The sequence below is a fragment of the Ignavibacterium sp. genome (assembly GCA_032027145.1).
GTDB lineage: Bacteria > Bacteroidota > Ignavibacteria > Ignavibacteriales > Ignavibacteriaceae > IGN3.
The window spans coordinates 2,136,429-2,153,973 of sequence record JAVSMP010000001.1; the positions used below are offsets into that span (position 1 = coordinate 2,136,429).

Annotated in this window: 18 protein-coding genes; 12 read left to right on the forward strand and 6 right to left on the reverse strand. The window is 30.3% G+C overall.

Annotation, left to right across the window (positions count from 1 at the left end):
* Nucleotides 1-182: 182 nt before the first annotated feature.
* Entirely contained in the window at nt 183-2,069 is a 1,887-nt protein-coding gene (locus ROY99_08880; protein MDT3696496.1) for a Na+/H+ antiporter NhaC family protein, read from the forward strand.
* A 139-nt stretch (nt 2,070-2,208) separates the two neighbouring features.
* Here ROY99_08880 and tatA read toward each other — a convergent pair whose 3' ends face one another.
* The 6 genes from tatA to ROY99_08910 are packed head-to-tail and all read right to left on the reverse strand — an operon-like array spanning nt 2,209 to nt 5,411.
* Nucleotides 2,209-2,403, reverse strand: a complete 195-nt coding sequence (tatA, locus tag ROY99_08885) for a twin-arginine translocase TatA/TatE family subunit (GenBank protein MDT3696497.1) — start codon at nt 2,401-2,403, stop codon at nt 2,209-2,211.
* 10 nt (nt 2,404-2,413) lie between these two features.
* Nucleotides 2,414-3,115, reverse strand: a complete 702-nt coding sequence (purQ, locus tag ROY99_08890; protein MDT3696498.1) for a phosphoribosylformylglycinamidine synthase subunit PurQ — start codon at nt 3,113-3,115, stop codon at nt 2,414-2,416.
* On the reverse strand, nt 3,112-3,363 hold the full coding sequence (gene purS, locus ROY99_08895; protein ID MDT3696499.1) for a phosphoribosylformylglycinamidine synthase subunit PurS: 252 nt from the start codon (nt 3,361-3,363) through the stop codon (nt 3,112-3,114). Before purS ends, purQ begins: the two co-directional genes overlap by 4 nt.
* Nucleotides 3,364-3,366: 3 nt before the next feature.
* Entirely contained in the window at nt 3,367-4,086 is a 720-nt protein-coding gene (gene pssA / locus ROY99_08900) for a CDP-diacylglycerol--serine O-phosphatidyltransferase (protein ID MDT3696500.1), read from the reverse strand.
* A gap of 3 nt (nt 4,087-4,089) precedes the next feature.
* The gene (locus tag ROY99_08905; GenBank protein MDT3696501.1) at nt 4,090-4,734 is read right to left on the reverse strand and encodes a phosphatidylserine decarboxylase family protein; all 645 of its coding nucleotides are present in this window, start codon (nt 4,732-4,734) and stop codon (nt 4,090-4,092) included.
* Entirely contained in the window at nt 4,734-5,411 is a 678-nt protein-coding gene (locus ROY99_08910) for a phosphoribosylaminoimidazolesuccinocarboxamide synthase (GenBank protein ID MDT3696502.1), read from the reverse strand. Before ROY99_08910 ends, ROY99_08905 begins: the two co-directional genes overlap by 1 nt.
* Nucleotides 5,412-5,505: 94 nt before the next feature.
* Between ROY99_08910 and ROY99_08915 the strand changes: the two genes are divergently transcribed.
* The 11 genes from ROY99_08915 (at nt 5,506) to ROY99_08965 (ending at nt 17,270) form a co-directional block, all read left to right on the forward strand.
* Complete coding sequence (locus ROY99_08915; GenBank protein MDT3696503.1) at nt 5,506-5,871, forward strand: YbaB/EbfC family nucleoid-associated protein; 366 nt, start codon at nt 5,506-5,508, stop codon at nt 5,869-5,871.
* Entirely contained in the window at nt 5,872-6,468 is a 597-nt protein-coding gene (gene recR, locus ROY99_08920; protein MDT3696504.1) for a recombination mediator RecR, read from the forward strand.
* A gap of 235 nt (nt 6,469-6,703) precedes the next feature.
* Nucleotides 6,704-7,288 carry a hypothetical protein gene (locus ROY99_08925; protein ID MDT3696505.1) on the forward strand — a complete coding sequence of 195 codons (585 nt, stop codon included), beginning with the start codon at nt 6,704-6,706 and terminating at the stop codon, nt 7,286-7,288.
* 7 nt (nt 7,289-7,295) lie between these two features.
* Nucleotides 7,296-7,790 carry a hypothetical protein gene (locus ROY99_08930; protein ID MDT3696506.1) on the forward strand — a complete coding sequence of 165 codons (495 nt, stop codon included), beginning with the start codon at nt 7,296-7,298 and terminating at the stop codon, nt 7,788-7,790.
* A 9-nt stretch (nt 7,791-7,799) separates the two neighbouring features.
* Entirely contained in the window at nt 7,800-8,663 is an 864-nt protein-coding gene (locus tag ROY99_08935) for a permease-like cell division protein FtsX (GenBank protein MDT3696507.1), read from the forward strand.
* A gap of 75 nt (nt 8,664-8,738) precedes the next feature.
* On the forward strand, nt 8,739-10,322 hold the full coding sequence (locus ROY99_08940) for an SLBB domain-containing protein (GenBank protein MDT3696508.1): 1,584 nt from the start codon (nt 8,739-8,741) through the stop codon (nt 10,320-10,322).
* 3 nt (nt 10,323-10,325) lie between these two features.
* Nucleotides 10,326-11,453 carry a GNVR domain-containing protein gene (locus ROY99_08945; protein MDT3696509.1) on the forward strand — a complete coding sequence of 376 codons (1,128 nt, stop codon included), beginning with the start codon at nt 10,326-10,328 and terminating at the stop codon, nt 11,451-11,453.
* An 84-nt stretch (nt 11,454-11,537) separates the two neighbouring features.
* The gene (locus ROY99_08950; GenBank protein ID MDT3696510.1) at nt 11,538-13,079 is read left to right on the forward strand and encodes a lipid II flippase MurJ; all 1,542 of its coding nucleotides are present in this window, start codon (nt 11,538-11,540) and stop codon (nt 13,077-13,079) included.
* Between the two features lie 29 nt (nt 13,080-13,108).
* Nucleotides 13,109-13,834, forward strand: a complete 726-nt coding sequence (locus ROY99_08955) for a class I SAM-dependent methyltransferase (GenBank protein MDT3696511.1) — start codon at nt 13,109-13,111, stop codon at nt 13,832-13,834.
* Nucleotides 13,835-14,136: 302 nt separating this feature from the next.
* Nucleotides 14,137-15,540: an O-antigen ligase family protein gene (locus ROY99_08960; protein MDT3696512.1), complete on the forward strand. Its 1,404-nt coding sequence runs from the start codon at nt 14,137-14,139 to the stop codon at nt 15,538-15,540.
* A gap of 632 nt (nt 15,541-16,172) precedes the next feature.
* Complete coding sequence (locus ROY99_08965) at nt 16,173-17,270, forward strand: glycosyltransferase family 9 protein (GenBank protein MDT3696513.1); 1,098 nt, start codon at nt 16,173-16,175, stop codon at nt 17,268-17,270.
* Nucleotides 17,271-17,545 lie beyond the last annotated feature (275 nt).

Consider the following 17,545-nt stretch of genomic DNA (forward strand, 5'->3'; position numbering starts at 1 on the left):
AAAATAACACTTTTGGTCTAATTACTGAATTGTTTGTCTTTAAGCTTATAAAGAAAAAATTACAGTGTGTTTGCAGATCAGTTTAAATGTAAGAATCAAAATATTTTTTGAATTATTTGAATTTATAGCATATATTTTTGGTGTTATTTAAACAAGTATTATTCCACTTAATATTTAATAATTTGAACAAATACATTTTTGCAGGTCTTTTTCTTTTATTTTTTTATTCAGGTGCATTTGCTCAGAAAATAACTTCGCCTTCTCTGGTGTTAAGTGATATCAGTTTTAATATAAATGGAACAGGGTTTTCCGATACATTAAAAACGATTGAAATAAAATTTATTAGTGATTCATATTCTAAAGAGATAAAAGTTGATTTAGCTGAAGGATCATTTGATACAGCTTTAACAATTCCGAATGCAGGAAAATACAAACTGATTTATTCCGGAGGTAAACAAGAAATTTCAGTAAATGTAATTCCAGGAATATTAAGTATTGTACCTCCAATTCTTGCTATTGTTCTTGCATTGCTTTTTAAGCAAGTGGTCATTTCTTTGATACTCGGTATCTATTCAGGCTCGTTATTTATAAATGGTTATAATCCGCTTACTGCATTTTTAAGATTGATTGATAAATATATTATTGAAGCAGTCAGCGATGTTTCGCATACGCAGGTTATAATTTTTACTTTACTCTTTGGCGGAGTGATTGGTTTAATTTCAAAAAGCGGCGGCACTACCGGAATTGCAAACTCTCTCTCAAAATTAGCTCGCACACGAAAATCAGGAATGATTGCAACCTGGCTTTCAGGTTTATTGATTTTTTTCGATGATTATGCGAATGCTCTTGTGGTCGGGAACCTTATGCGTCCTATAACCGATAAATTAAAAGTCTCGCGTGAAAAGCTGTCCTTTATAGTAGATGCAACTTCGGCACCGGTTGCAAGTATTTTTATAGTCAGTTCGTGGATAGGTTATGAAGTTGGATTAATTCAGGATGGTTTAACATCCATTGGTTCATCATTAAATGCATATTCAGTTTTTCTTGATTCAATAATTTTTAGATTTTATCCAATTGCGATGTTGTTTTTTATTCTTGTTATTGCCCTTACCAATAGAGATTTTGGTCCAATGTTAAAAGCCGAACGAAGGGCGGTTAGAGAAGGGCTGGTATCATCCCCAACTTCATCAAGCAATAAATTAATTGAGTCTAGTGAATTATTTGGGAATGAGGATAAAGCAAAATGGTATAATGGAATTGTTCCGATATTTTCATTGGTAATCATTACAATTGCCGGTTTGATCTATACCGGTTTAAGTTCGGTAAAAGAACAAGGTTTAACTGACTACAGTGTTAAAGATATTGTCAGCAATTCTAATTCATATCTTGCCTTGCTTTGGGGAAGTTCCTCTGCGTGTTTAATTGCTGCTGTAATGATAATTGCTCAGAAGATTCTGTCAGTTAAAGAGACAATTGATGCGTGGTTTAACGGTATCCGTTCAATGCTTTTGGCAGTTCTTATATTAACACTTGCCTGGAGCATTGGTGCTGTTACAAATGAAATGCGAACTGCAGATTATATTATTAGTTTAATAAGTCAATCCATTGATCCAAGATTTCTTCCTGTTATTGTTTTTGCTGTTTGCGGACTGATAAGTTTTGCTACTGGTACAAGCTGGGGAACAATGGCAATTATGTTTCCAATTGTAATTCCACTTTCTGCAGCGGTTACACAAATGAATAATTATTCTTCTGCTGATACACATTTAATTTTAATTGGAGTTGTTAGCTCTGTTCTGGCAGGCTGCGTTTGGGGAGATCATTGTTCACCAATTTCTGATACAACAATTTTAAGTTCAATGGCATCAAGCTGTGATCATATTGATCATGTACGCACTCAGCTTACTTATGCTGTTTCGGTTGCTGTTGTTACAATGCTGGTTGGTGATATTTTAACGGCGTTTGGTTTATCACCCTATATTGCTTTGTTATTGATTGCATCAGTTCTAATTGGGATGATCTATTTATTTGGAAGAAGAGCAGATGATGTTTCATCAGAAGATTTTTAAAATATTAATCTTATTTATATATAGGAATATCTCTTATAAAATTCCCGCTGTTTCTGAAGCGGGAATAAAAGATAATAAAGTCAATAAATATTAAAGATTTCGAATCAACTCGCTTGGTAGAAAAAATAACTGGTTTTAATTACGACTTATCAGTTTTCTTTACATCGTCATCAGTTTTCTTAATCTCGTCTTCAACATCTTTTAAGGACTTCTTGAATTCTCTCATGCCTTTACCTAAGCCTTGAGCAAGCTCAGGAATTTTTTTCGCACCAAATAATAAAAGGATAACAAGCACAATTATTATTATTTCACCAGTGCCTAAGTTTCCAAACATAATATCACCTTTAGTTTAATATATAATTTGCAATTGATTTAAATATTAATTGCCCATCAGTTCTGCCAAGAGTTGGGTCGCAAGCTCTTTCAGGATGAGGCATCATTCCCATAACATTACCGTTTTTATTTACAATTCCTGCAATGTTAAGTTGAGAACCATTTGGATTTACCTCATCATTAACATTTCCATCAGCATCAGAATATCTGAACAAAATCTGTTTATTTAATACAAGTTCTTCTAACAGTTTTTCATCAGCAAAATAATTACCTTCACCGTGTGCCACAGGTATTTTAACTGATAATAAATCTTTCGTAATCTCACTTGTAAAAATTGTATCACGATTATCAACCGAAAGATAAACATCTTTACAAGTAAACTTAAGGGAATTATTGCGTATCATAACACCGGGCAGTAAACCTGCTTCTAATAAAATCTGAAAGCCATTACAAATACCAATTACAATTCCGCCTTTATTTGCAAAGCTGATAACAGAATTCATTATGGGAGAAAATCTTGCAATTGCGCCTGTGCGAAGATAATCACCGTAAGAAAATCCGCCTGGCAAAAGAACAACACTGCTTTGTTTAAGGTCTGTATCCTTATGCCACAAAAATTCAACTTTGTAATCAAGAATTTTTTTTAACGAGTAATAAGCATCGTGATCGCAATTAGATCCGGGAAAAACTACAACTCCAAATTTCAGACTCATTTTATTTCTTCCAGCTTAAACTCAAAATCTTCCATAATAGGATTAGCAAGAAGTTTTGAACAATATTCATTTACTTCTTTTTCAGCGGCGTTCCGATCATTAACATCAACATCAAACTCAATTAGTTTACCTATCCTCGTTCCGTTAATGTTGGTAATACCAAGATGTTTAGCACCTTTTTCAACTGCAACACCCTGCGGGTCAAGAATGGAAGCCCGTCTTTTTATTAATACTGTAGCTTTAAACACTTTTCACTCAGATTTTTTATTTGAGAAATAGTTAAAAATTTGTCTAAAAATACCAAATACAATCATGAAAACAAAAATGAAGAACAAACCTTTGACAGTGAAGAACACGAGTAATACAAATACTAATAGATAGACTAAAATTAAGTAAGGATTTTTTTTGAAATTTTTGAAAGCATATTTTGATAAAGTATCATATTTAACATTGCTTACCATCAGCAACGATAAACCAATAACAAGCGGAATAATAAAATGCTCTTCAACTCCACTAAATCCATTATTATAAAAACCGAGAACGAAACTTACAATTGTTAATGCTGAAGAGGGAATTGGTAAACCGGTAAAATAAGCTTTATCAAATCCAACTAGTTGAACATTAAATCTTGCAAGGCGAAAACCGCCTGCAATCATTATTATAGAAGAGAGAATAATTCCGATAGTTTCAAACTGGTAGAAATAAGTTTTATAAAGTAAAAACGACGGAGCTGCACCAAAACTTATAATATCCGAAAGTGAATCAAGTTCAACACCAAGTTCGCTGCTTGATTTTGTCAGACGTGCCATAAATCCATCAAGCGCGTCAAACACTGCAGCAACAATAATCAGCCAGGCTGCATATACATAGTTTTCCTGACTTGCAGAAATTATCGAAAAAAAACCGCTGAACATGTTCATAGCGGTAAACAGATTTGGTATTACAGAAGGTGTAAGTCTAAATCGATTCATTAATTAATATTCAAAAAGAATTGTTTCACCAGCAGTAACGTTATCATCCTTTTTTACTTTTACAAGCCACTGCTCCGGAACAATTATATCAACACGACTTCCAAATTTAATCATACCGAACCTATTTCCAATGGATACAGATTCTCCGATTTTTACTTCGCTGATGATTCTTCTGGCAATAAAACCGGCAATCTGAATGAATAAAACTTTTCCAGCAGGCGAATTGATACCAATTTCATTTCTTTCATTTTGTTCCGAAGCTTTATCTTCAAAAGCAGCAATGTAATTTCCTTCGACATATTTTAAATAGTCAACTTTTCCTGTTATCGGTATTCGGTTTACATGAACATTAAGGGGAGACATAAAGATTGATACCATTTTTGCTTTGCTGTTAAGAAATCTCTCATCAATTACGTCTTTTACAAATAAAACTCTACCATCTGCTGGTGATACAACTATATTGGACTTTTCAGGTACTTTTCTTTCGGGATCACGAAAGAAGTTAAGTGTAAAAATAGCAAGCAAAACAGCAGTAAGAATTAATGGGACTCTAATATAATTTGAACTTGAAAAAATACTCAAAACAATAAGAATGAAGACAATAAAAAATACAACACCTATTGTATTGTAACCATATTTTGTAAACATTATTTTACACTCGCAATATTAAAAAGCTGGTCTGTATATTTTCTTATTTCGGCAGCAGTTGTAAGTTTGTAAGGATTTATTGCTTTAGCAGAATCACTTTTAGGAAAAATTTTGATACTTGCTGGTGAAAAGTCTCCGGTTAAAAAAAGTTTATCATCTGTTTTTCCAAAATGGCAGCATACTTCAGCAAGATTTTCATTTCGTCTTTCAAAAAATGATTTAAGAACAGCATTTATTTTAGAACACATTCGTGTAACTAACTTCAGATCTTCAGGGGTACAAAGATCGAAGGCAATTAAGTGACTTTCACTGATAATGCTTTCTTTACCGCATCCATAATGAAATTCAAATACAGGCAGATTTAATTCAGCACCTTCCTTCATTCCAAAAATTTTAGAATTTCTTTTATCAGCATTATTAAGGATTTTTACTCTAAAAGACAGCTGATTACTTACTGAAAATTTCAGTGAGTTCTCACCATCTTTTCTTAAGAATGTTGTCGGGATATGATATTCTTTTAAATAATCAAAGAAAAATGCACTGGTCAAAGCTATTTTTTTGCCAATATCTTTAACTTTTACTTTTTTACCGTTAATCTGGTAACTATCCAGATACTCCAGCAGAAGATAATTACCTTCATCCAATGGAATATCTTTATGTAGTAAAGTTTCTACCATTTTGCCTCTAAACTATAATTTTTACTTGATAAAATTTCAATTTGAAATTAGGCAAATTAAATATATAAAGTCAAACGATTGTATTATATTTGGCTTGAAAAAACTTAAAAATTACAAAATTCAGGAGATGTTTATGAAGGGCGGAATGCAGGGAATGTTGAAACAAGTGCAAAAAATGCAGGCTGAGATGCAAAGAGTACAAAATGAACTGGGAAATATGAGTGTTACCGAAGAAGCTGGCGGCGGGATGATAAAAGCTAAGGCTAATGGGATGAAAGAACTCATTTCTATTGAAATTGACCCACAAGTGATAAATGCGGAAGAAAAGGAAATTCTTGAAGATTTAGTCGTAGCAGCAGTCAATAAAGCTTTACAATCAGCAAATAAAATGGCTGAGGAAGAAATGGCAAAAGTTACCAAAGGGATGATACCCCCTGGCTTAAATATTCCGGGGTTTTAAGTGCAGATTGCAGAACCTCTGTTAATTGCAATAGAAGAGTTGAGCAAGTTGCCAGGGATTGGAAAAAAGACTGCCCAAAGACTGTCTTTGTATATATTAAAATCTGAACAAGATTCTGTTGACAGATTAATAAAATCAATATCTGATCTTAAACTTAAATTGCATTTTTGTTCAAGGTGCTTTAATCTAGCTGAAGAAGAACTTTGTGAAATCTGCAAAAGTGTAAAACGCGATACAAGTAAAATATGTGTTGTTGAAGAAGCCAGTGATGTGATAGCTATAGAGAAATCCAATGAATATTTTGGTTTATATCATGTTTTAGGTGGGGTTCTTTCACCGCTTTCCGGTATAACTGCAAATGATTTAAAGATCAAAGAATTACTTTTAAGATTTGAAAAAGAGAATATCTCAGAAGTAATCCTTGCCTTAAATCCCGATACTGAAGGTGAAACAACTTCTCTTTATCTTGCCCGATTGATTAAACCATTAAATGTTAAGGTAACAAGAATTGCACGTGGAATTCCTATCGGTGGTGATCTTGAGTTTGCTGATGAAGCAACAATTGGCAGAGCAATGCTGAATCGAATTGATTTATAATATAAAATTTATAGAGATTAGACATAATACTCAGAAATATTTATCTGAAATCTTTTTATGAATAATTAATTGAATAGCATCAAGTAATTCTGTCTTTTAGATTCATATCATTTATAAACAAAATTAGAAAAAGCTCTCTGAAATACTGGAATTGATATTTAATAAACTTTAATGTTTTTTTTGATAATTAATTTAGGCATTTTACTTTGTAAAGATTGATTTTGATTTGGAAAGAATGAAAAAGATATATTTTATAATAACTCTTACTTGTTTGCTGGGAGCCTGTAATTTATTTGATACAAGAGATGCTGAAGAACCAGATAAAGGAAAATCTAATTTTATTCCTGCAGTCAGAGCAGAGGATGTCATTACTAACCTTAAAAATTCCTTTGTTGATAAAAATGTTCAGAACTACATTGCTTGTTTTGTGGATACAATTTTTGCAGATAAACAGTTTAGTTTTTCAGCCTCAAGCGAAGCTATAACACGATGGGATATATTTCTTACAGGCTGGGGATTGGTTGAGGAAAAAAGATATTTTAGCAGTGTTGTTAACAAAGTGCCGGCTGATTTTCCTATATCATTAACATTTTCTGACGAGAACTTTAGCAATTTAAGTGGTGACTCATTGATTTACACTGCCAGTTATAATATTAATCTTCCTATTTCCGGTGCTGATCCTACACCAGCTAATTATGCGGGAGTATTACAGTTTAATATGTTAAGAGATGCGAGATCAGAATGGGTTATTTATTTTTGGAAGGACACAAGAGGTCAATCATTTCCAAGCTGGAGTGAATTAAAAGGAATATTCTATTAAAGAATTTTTGTTTATATCGTTCTTACTAATTTTATTTGGCGGTTGTACAAATCCATTTGCACCAAAGCTTGATACAAGCACTGATCAAAGTGTACTTCCTATTTCTGATCAAAAAGATATTCCAGGGGTTTTTCAGAATTTTCAGTATGCCTATTCTTTTAAAGACACAACTATTTATGGCAAACTACTTTCGGGCAGCTTTACTTTTACCTACAGAGATTATGATCAGGGATTTGATGTTACCTGGGGCAGAGATGATGAAATGCGTACAACTAACGGACTTTTTCAAAATGCACAAAGACTTGATCTGATATGGAATAATATTATTTTAAGTACACAAGATTCAGTTTCAGCCAATATTGTTAGAAGTTTTAATTTAACAATTACGTTTAATCCAACAGATGTTGTTCACGTTGATGGAAGAGTGAATTTGTCATTAAATAAAAATCCACTAACTCAGGTTTGGAAAATAGAACGCTGGATAGATGAATCAAATTTTTAAGAAAGACTTATGATTAAATTCTGGCTCAAAGAAGCAATTAAACTGATTGCAAGATCAAAGTTCTCATTTTTTCTTTCGCTTGTTTCGATTACACTTTCTGTAATACTTATTACTTTATCTGTATTTATTATTCAATTCTCAAATCATTTTGAACAGGATTTAAAGAGCAATATTGTTATAAGTGTTTTTATTAAAGATAAAATTGCAAAGACGGAAATTGATTCGATTAAAAGTGAACTGGAAAGCTATAACTTTCTTAAATCTGTTGATTATGTCAGTAAAGATGAAGCTGCAGAAATATTTGTTAAAGAAACAGGAGAAGATTTTAGAAAAATTCTTGACTATAATCCATTGCCAGCTTCCTTTAATCTGAAGCTGAAAGGTGATTATGCAGTTAATGATTCAATAAAATTAATCATACAAGATTTATCAAAACTAAGCTGGGGCGATGATGTAGTTTTCAGGCAGGATTTTTATCAGAAGATTTTAGCCTACATAGATAAAGGTAAAGTATATGTTTTTGCATTAACCGGATTGATATTTCTTGTTTCAATGTATCTGGTTTATAGTACAGTAAGATTAATATTAAACTCCAAATACTCTGAATTAGAAACGATGAAATTTGTTGGTGCAAAACTTTCAACCATTAAAATGCCGATAATTCTTAATAGTGCTCTAGCCGGACTAATTGCCGGTATTACTGCCTTAGCTATTTTAATTCTGTTATATTATTATGCAAGCGAGTATTTATTTTCGTTTGATCAAATAATCAAAGACAAGTATTTGTTTATAGGGATACTATTATGTATTGGACCACTTATCGGAGTATTCGTTACAATAGTATCCTTAAGAAAGATATCATTAAAAATTTAGTGTCATAGAGAATATCTTTCAATAATTATTATCTATTTATTAACTTTGCAGCACTTAAATAAACTTGGTTACAAATTGATAAGCAAAATAATATCATCTGTTATTTTATTTCTTTTACTTTTTAATAATTCATATTCACAGATACTTCCTACATATCCAGAAAGATCTTTCCGTTCATTTACCGATAGTTCATTTTCAAATTATATGCAGGCATCAGAAGGTGTGATAAATCCTGATGAATATAAAGTAGGACCAGGCGACAAAATATTTATTTCGATTAGTGGAGTGGAAGAAAGAATTTTTAACTTACTGATCAATCACGAAGGATATTTATATATTCCCAGAGTTGGCGCAGTTGATTTAAGAAATAAATCACTTGCAGAAGCGAAACAAAGTATTTTAGAAATACTTAATAAAAATTTCAGAAATGTTGATATCTACATTGCCCTGGCAGATGTAAGGAAAATAAAAGTATCCTTAATCGGCGATGTAGTTAAACCAGCAACATATACTCTAACCTCCAATTCAAGATTATTAGATCTTATTAAAACATCTCCGGGTTTAACGTCAACCTCAGATATAAGAAATATAAAAATAATAAACAGAGATAATGATACACTAAGTATTGATTTCCTTTCTTTTCTTAGATTGGGTAAAATTGAAAACAATCCTTTTTTAATAGATGGAGATGCAGTAATTGTTGACAAAGTTGATAAAACAGTTTTTATTAACGGACAAATAAAATATCCGGCTAATTATGAATTCAGAGAAGGTGAATCTATTTATGACTTTATTAAACTTGCTGGCGGATTAAAATACAAAGCAAAAACAGATTCGATTGAAGTGGTTAGTTTTGATAAAGATGGAAAAAAACAAGTAAGCCGTTTCTATTCAATTGAATATCTGAAGAATAATAATGTCCATCTGCAATTTAGTGATCAGGTTTTAGTCAGAGAGATAAGCGAGTATTATGATGAGCAGTGGGTTACAATAAGTGGTTTTGTAAAATATCCTGGTATTTATAAGATTATTAAAGATCAGACAACTCTAAGTGAATTGATTAATCAAGCTGGCGGATTTCTTAAAGATGCTGGTTTGGTTGATGCTTCAGTTTTCAGAACAGATGCCGATTCAAGCTATGATCCGGAATTTGAAAGATTAAAACTAATACCGCGTGCAGATATGACCGAAGATGAATATGATTATTTAAAAGCAAAATCAAGACAGCGCTATGGAAAAGTTGTAGTTGATTTTAGAGCTTTGTTTTTTAGAAATCAATTAAGCGAAGATATTGTTCTTAAACGAAATGATGTAATTACAATTCCCGAGAGAAGAAATTATATTACTTTAATCGGGCAGATAGTTAATCCTGGTAATATCGTCTATGATTCAAAATTATCAGTTAAGGATTATATTGCTTTAGCCGGCGGCTTTAGTTGGAGAGCAATTGAAAGCGATGTAAGAGTAATTAAAGTAAATACCGGCGAATGGATTGATGCAGATGATGTTGAACAACTGGATCCAGGAGACACTATCTGGGTTTTAGAAGATCCACCAGGTCCAAAATTCTGGGAAATATTTACAACAACTATTTCAGTACTCGGACAAGTAGCGGCAGTAATTGCAGCTACTGTTGCGGTAATTGTTGCAACGAGGTAAAAAATGAGCTGGCATGAAATTCTAAATGTTATTTTGTTTAATATAAAAACTATTCTTAAAATTACTATACTTAGCACCCTCTTTCTCTTTTTGATTTTATGGTTAATCTATCCTAGAACGTACAGTGCTAATGTTTCTGTCATGCCGCCCGAAAAACAGGAAAACATTGGTGGATTAAGCTCATTATTTAGCGGAGGAAATTTTTCAAGTATTTTAACAGGTGGAATGGCAACTGCTACCTCACAATTGTATGTCGAAATATTAAAAAGTAGAAGTGCAGCTTTATATGTTGTTGATAAACTGAACCTTACAAAGCTATATAATACTGAAGATAGAATTGAAGCCGCAGAAAAATTAATCGACAGATTAAATACTAATATCTCAAAAGAAGGGATAATAACATTAAATGTAGATGTTAAGTCAACTTTAATACCTATGTTGTTCAGTGATGAAGATTCATTGAAGGAACTTAGTGCAAGAATTTCAAATACATACATTGCTGCATTGGATTCAATTAATAAAGAGAAACTTTCTTCGAAAGCTAAAAGCGCCAGACAGTATATTCAGGAACAAATAGTTCAGACTAAGGCTTTACTAGATTCAGCCGAAACTGCTTTGATGGAATTTCAAAGTAGAAACAAAACTATAGCAATGACTGATCAAATTAAAGCGGCGATTGAAGGTTCTACTCAGCTAAAAACTGAGATAATAAAAACCGAAATTGAACTTGGGTTAGTTAAAACTGATGCAGGAGAAAGTAATCGGTTATATAATTCCTTATACAAAAAACTTCAGGAACTAAAGGAGCAATATTCAAATTTCGAAATCGGCAGTACAGATTATCTTTTAGCTTTTAAAGATGTACCAGTTTTAGGAAAAAAACTTGCGGGGTTATATAGGGAAGTCAGAATCCAGAACGAAGTTTATGTCCTATTACAACAACAATTTTATCAGGAAAAAATTCAGGAAAATAAGGATATCCCAACTGTTCAGGTATTGGATGAAGCGATACCACCAAAGAAAAAAAGTGAGCCAAAAATAGTTTTGAGTACTTTTACAGGATCAATATTAATAATGATAATCTCCATTTTTATACTACTCATTTCTAAAAAGAATAATTATAGTAAATAATATTTCGAGTGGATCAGCATTAGAATTTTTCTTAACTATGAGCTTTTGTAGAACCCAATTCAAGAGTGCAGATTAAAAATCAAAATGAAACACAAATTTTTATCTACAATAAGTGGAGCTACTTTATACATCTCTTTTATTTTAATATTATCTAAAGGTATTGGGTTTATTAGAGAAATCGTATTTGCTGGATATTATGGTACAGGAGTACAGTACGATATCTACTTAGTATCAAGTGTAATTCCATTAACTCTGAATATTATTGTTTTCTTTGTTGGACAAAATTACTTTATCCCTTCGTTGAGTAAATACTCAAATTTCGGAGAGAAGAGTGAGATAAAATTTTCTAAACAGGTATTTGTAAGTTATATATTATTGACATTCATACTTATTATACCATTGTATTTTTTTTCAGAATGGTTTCTTGAAATTTTTTTCAGTTTACCACAAAAGGAAATTAGTAGTACTCCTAAGTTAATCTTCCAAATCTTATTACTAACTGTCCCTCTTTCAGCTGGAATATCAATACTGACCTCTTATTTACAATCTAAGTTAGAGTTTAAATCCCCGGCTATTTCTCAATTATTTATTAATTTTTCAATTATTATCCTTATAGTATTGTATTCAAGTAGTTTAGGAAATATTTCTATTGCTCTGGGATATCTAATTGGTACACTTCTACAATTTGTTTATTTATTAAGGAAAACATTCGGAATCAGGGCATTTATTTTAGAAACAAAAAGTTTATTACCTGAAAAAATCAGATCAGTTTTATATTTAAATATTATTTACATTGTTCTGATTGAATCAATAGGACAGCTTTATTCAATAATTGACAGGATCTTTTTCGCAGAACTACCGGAAGGTGGAGTGGCTTCAATCTATTATGCACAAAGCTTGTTTCTTTTTCCGATATCAATTTTTACTTTTGCATTAAGCACAGTAATATTTCCCAGAATATCAAAGTCATTTTCAGAAAATAATCTTTTTGAGGTTAATGAAATCCTTTCACGTAGCAGCAGAGTTACCGTATTAATTTTTACACCAATTAGTTTGGTTTATTTATTTTATAGTACCCCATTGATAAAGCTAGTTTTTGAACGTGGTAAGTTTTCAAATGAAGGTACATTAATGACCAGCGAGGCTTTAGGTTTGTTTACGATAAGTTTAGTGTTTTATGCAATATATTCTATTTTAAATAAAGTTTTCTATAGTGCAAATTTATCTAAACTGTTACTTCTGCTTACTATAATAGGAATTTGTTTGAAGTATTTACTTAACTATCAACTGGTAGCTTATTTTGCACAGGCTGGCTTGGCTTTAAGTACTTCGATTACTTATATAGTATTTTTTATCATAAGTCTTTATTTAATCAAACTAAAACTAAACGTCAGCCTTGATAAAAAAGTCTGGTTAGAATTATTACTTAATGTCTTTAACGGAATATTTTCTTACATTTTTGTAGAAGCATTCTTTTACATATTTAGTTTTACTGATATTATTCTTGTAAAACTATCTTTTTATTTATTTGTTTATATGATTAATAACCTTTTGATTGAATATGAGACTATCAAATTTATTAAACAAAATCTTTTTAGAAACCAATTATTCTTTAATTTAAAATAATAGAATAAAATAAGTGATTAGGTAATTAAATGGAAAATGATTTTAGACAAGTATTTTATAAAGTATATAATTCCAAATTTAAACACGATCCTATTCATTCTGTTGAAATAGAGAAAAAAAACGAATGGAAGCATTTTGACTTTAAAATTTTCCCACTGATTAGAGATTTTTCAAAAACTGTAAGTATTCTCGAAATTGGATGCGGAAGGGGAACTTTACTTGAATATTTGAGAAATAAAAAATTTACAAACGTTATCGGAATTGATATTTCAAAAGAGCAAGTTGATTTAGCACAATCCAGGGGACTTAATGCAGTTGAATCTGATATTCTAAGTTTTCTTTCAGATTCAAATTCAAATTATGACATAATCTTTGCAATTGATATTGTAGAACATTTTGATAAGTCGGAATTAGTCGAGTTATTTAATGCTCTCTACAATAAATTGAATTGTAACGGTGTATTAATTATTCAAACGCCTAATGGACAGGCGATGTTTCCGGGTAGAATTATCTATGGAGATTTAACTCATCTTACAATTTTTACTCCCAATTCATTAGCACAAATCTTAAAATTAGCAAATTTTAACGGAATTGTTTTTTATGAAAAAGGTCCTGTAATGAAAAACCTTAAAGGTGTAATCAGAACTATTCTTTGGGAGATTCAAAAATTTATTTACAATATTCTACTTTTGATCTATTGTGGCAGAGGAGAAAAGATATTATCTCAAAATTTTATCTGCAGAGCTAGAAAATAACTTAGAATCATAGAATCTGATTTATCAATATCTGAGAACAATCTAAGACAATCATTCAAAATGCTGGAATCTTTATGAGTTATCTTTAAGTTTTTAATTATTAGCTTTTACTTTTATGGTAGTTTTAAGATGATTGCTTTGTATAATAATGATGATATTACTTAAAGATATCTGAAAAATTTTTAAAATTTATGTTTGATTATAGTAAAAAATGATTTCATGTTTGATTGATGTTCTTTAGAAGTTTGATAAAATTAATGATTAAATATTCAGAATATTCACTACTGGAATATCTTAATTAAATGATTAAAGTTTTTGATTTAAGTACTAAAGAATTTTTAATAATCTCTTTAACCTTTGCACTGATGTTATTATTTATTCCAACTATTATAGTCGTTGGGGTAGCCATTCTACTTTTAATCGTATTTTTGTATAAGATTAACAATCGCATCATTTTGCCTCTCGTAATTGTTTCTTTTTTAACAATGTCATCAGACTACTTAGGGGATTACCGAATATTTATAAGCTTATTTTTAACACTTTTACTTGTAATTATCTTTTTAATTGATCATGGTTTTGAATATGCTAAATATCCAAGATTACCTATTGGTATAATAAGATTTGTGATATTCTTATTGATAACTCTCATTTGCTCAACAGTGTTTTCATTTTACATTAATTTAAGTTTTATTGCTACAATAAGAGTAATGACTTTTTTAGTTATTTGTTATTTGATTTATTCGTTAATTAAAGAGAAAATAGAAATAAATATTCTGATTTACTCACTTATTGTTGTTATGATTCTATCAGGCATTTCTATGTTTATTGATTTATATCAATTAGGACTACAAAAATTTTTTATCAGAGGTGTTTTAGAAGATAAATATACCTTAATTGCACCTAAAGGGTTTACTGGAGAAACAATCTTTTTTATCTCATTTACTTTGTTAATTGCATTGTTATTTAAAAATGAAAGAAAAAGTTTCTATTCAAAGTTAGTAATTTGGCTTCTGATATTGGTGAATGGTATTCTTTTGATTTTGGCTAATTCAAGAGGTGGAATTTTAGCTGCAGTTATAGCTACAGCTGTGTTTTTATTAATAATAAAACCAAAAATATTTTTTAAGTTGTTTCTAATAATTGTATCTCTTTTAATAGTACTTTTTGTATTATCAAGTAACTTTAAGGATACATTTGAAGCATATATGAGATTGGAAACTGTTGATCAAAGATTAGTTTACTGGAATATGGGACTTGAAATTATCAGGGATAATCCAGTTTTTGGAGTTGGTCCAGACACTTTTCACAAACAATTTTTTAACTATATACCAAGCTCATTTATTCGTTTTCTTAATCCAGAACTTTCAAATCTTGGTAGTCCTCATCCACATAATTTCTTCATATATTTTTTCGCAGAGAATGGGATTCTTGGTCTATTAACAGCAATATTATTTTTTATAATGTTTTTCTACTATGCTGTAAAAACTTTTAATAAATCTAGAAAATTAAATTCAGAGTTTTACATTTTTACTGCTGTAATATTATCAATCGGTATTGGTATCTTTATAAGGTCATTTCTTGAAATAACTGGGTATCTTACATATGGTTATATAAAAACAGATTTGCCTTTCTGGTTATTATTTATCACTTTGTTAAAAATTAATGTGCAACTAAGTGATGAAACTATTTCAGAAATGAGAAGGTAATTTCCTTTAATACTATAATTATAAATCTGCTATTAGTAAAATATTACTTCGTTATTCTTGCAATCAAAATATGGTAATAAAATTATTTGATGAAGCAATCTTATCTCCTTTGATAGACTGAAGACATATTAATAATGTTAACATTTTAACTATACCAAACTCAAGAGCTTTGGCAGTAGTTTTTGCCCATTCAAACAACAAAAAATCTATGTACCTACATTAGCAGCAATCATTCAAAAACATTGCAGTTTTTATTTTTATACTCCTTGTTAATAGGTTTTGGGAGGTAGCCTAAATTGCTATCGGATATCTAATTGGAACTACTATTCAGCTTATATATGTTCAGTATAAATCAAAAATTAGTATAAAAATTTTTCATTGAATAAAGTAATGTTTTGTAATTGATCAAAGACATCGAGCCGATTACCGATTTTAATTATTATTATTAAATTTGTAGCATAATTAATAATTCCAAGTAGTTTTTTTTTCTTATTTTGATTCTGGAAGCGTTTTAGTCGAAATATCTTTATTTCTAAGTCTTTTTATTGTTAGCTATAGTCTAATAAACCCTAAGATAATTTCAATAATATCCGCTTATTTATAATATATTACTAAAAACAAGTATCATTCTAATGACATTAAAAGAAAAGATTGATAGTTCTAAACTTTTAAATTGGATTGTTGTTTACTTTTGTGATTTCCTTTTCTCATTGATTCGAATAGTTAGCAGAAGAAAAACTGAAATTACAGGGAAAGTTCTTTTGATTTCACTACATAAATTGGGTGATACAGTATTCACGATTCCGGCTATTAAGGCGCTGTTAAGAGAAAAAAATATTTCTATAACTATTGTGTGCTTTTCTCATTCAGAAATTATTTATAAGAAACAGTTAGACTTTGTGGAATATATTATTGTTGATTATGATGAGTTTATCTTTGGTGGGCGGATTGCTTCGAAGAGATTAAGAAAAAAAATAAAAAATCTTCAGGTTGACTCAATTGTTGATATGAAAGGAAGTGTTATCTCCGCCAGCATGATTTTTAATCATCGTTGCAGCCTAATTTACGGCATAAATGAGATTTACTATAGAAAAATATATAGTACTTTTATTCCGATAAGAAACAGCCCGCATCAAATCGATCTTTATTTTGATGCTGCTAAAGCTTTTAATCCTGAACTCAATACAAGTTTTAACGGATTTCAACCGAAAAGAATATTACAGGATGAAATTTATATCATTCCCCTGGCTGGTTGGTCTGCAAAAGAATGGGGACTTAATAATTTCATTTCTTTATATAAAATGCTTATAGAAAAATATAAAGTCAGTTTTGTATTTCCGCAAAATGCTATATCTGATGACATCATCTCTGAATTGAGGTATCAAAATATTAAAGTGATTAACAGTGAAGATATTGAACATTTTTTTCAGCTTCTGGAAACCTGTAAATTACTCATTTCGAATGATTCAGGACCGATACAGATGGCTGCAATGATAGGAATACCTACATTTACTATTTATGGTCCTACCAATCCAATCTTTCACATGCCATTAGGGAAAAATAACCATTTTATTAGGAAAGAATTGGACTGCTCACCCTATACAACAAAAGTTTGTTATGCTGATGCAGGGGAATCTTGTGGTCATAGGTCTTGTATGAATCAGTTAAATATTTATGATGTTTTTAATCAGATTGAGCTTTTAATTAAAGATATTGATAGTGATAAGTAGTTATTTAAAATTAAACCTTTTACATAGTTAAAACATTTGTATATAATATTAATTTTAATACTGAGAGTCCTTTCGCTTAAATAATACTTTTATTTGTCTTATACATATAAAGTTTTGTTATAAAATTTTTAAGTTCAAGCTAATCCTATCTCCTAAAAGTGAATTATAAGTTAAGCAACTTTTTCAATTAAATCTCTCCTGTTTTTTGCTTCAAATTAAACTGCGAACAAATATCTTAAAGTTGAATAATATCTTTTTCAGTTTTATTCATTAAT

Excerpts from the sequence above, each read along its gene's own strand:
- ROY99_08960 (MDT3696512.1), top strand. The coding sequence starts at position 14,137 with ATGATTAAAGTTTTTGATTTAAGTACTAAAGAATTTTTAATAATCTCT.
- tatA (MDT3696497.1), bottom strand. The coding sequence starts at position 2,403 with ATGTTTGGAAACTTAGGCACTGGTGAAATAATAATAATTGTGCTTGTT.
- ROY99_08935 (MDT3696507.1), top strand. The coding sequence starts at position 7,800 with ATGATTAAATTCTGGCTCAAAGAAGCAATTAAACTGATTGCAAGATCA.
- ROY99_08955 (MDT3696511.1), top strand. The coding sequence starts at position 13,109 with ATGGAAAATGATTTTAGACAAGTATTTTATAAAGTATATAATTCCAAA.
- ROY99_08950 (MDT3696510.1), top strand. The coding sequence starts at position 11,538 with ATGAAACACAAATTTTTATCTACAATAAGTGGAGCTACTTTATACATC.
- pssA (MDT3696500.1), bottom strand. The coding sequence starts at position 4,086 with ATGAATCGATTTAGACTTACACCTTCTGTAATACCAAATCTGTTTACC.
- ROY99_08905 (MDT3696501.1), bottom strand. The coding sequence starts at position 4,734 with ATGTTTACAAAATATGGTTACAATACAATAGGTGTTGTATTTTTTATT.
- ROY99_08945 (MDT3696509.1), top strand. The coding sequence starts at position 10,326 with ATGAGCTGGCATGAAATTCTAAATGTTATTTTGTTTAATATAAAAACT.
- ROY99_08910 (MDT3696502.1), bottom strand. The coding sequence starts at position 5,411 with ATGGTAGAAACTTTACTACATAAAGATATTCCATTGGATGAAGGTAAT.
- ROY99_08965 (MDT3696513.1), top strand. The coding sequence starts at position 16,173 with ATGACATTAAAAGAAAAGATTGATAGTTCTAAACTTTTAAATTGGATT.
- purQ (MDT3696498.1), bottom strand. The coding sequence starts at position 3,115 with ATGAGTCTGAAATTTGGAGTTGTAGTTTTTCCCGGATCTAATTGCGAT.
- ROY99_08925 (MDT3696505.1), top strand. The coding sequence starts at position 6,704 with ATGAAAAAGATATATTTTATAATAACTCTTACTTGTTTGCTGGGAGCC.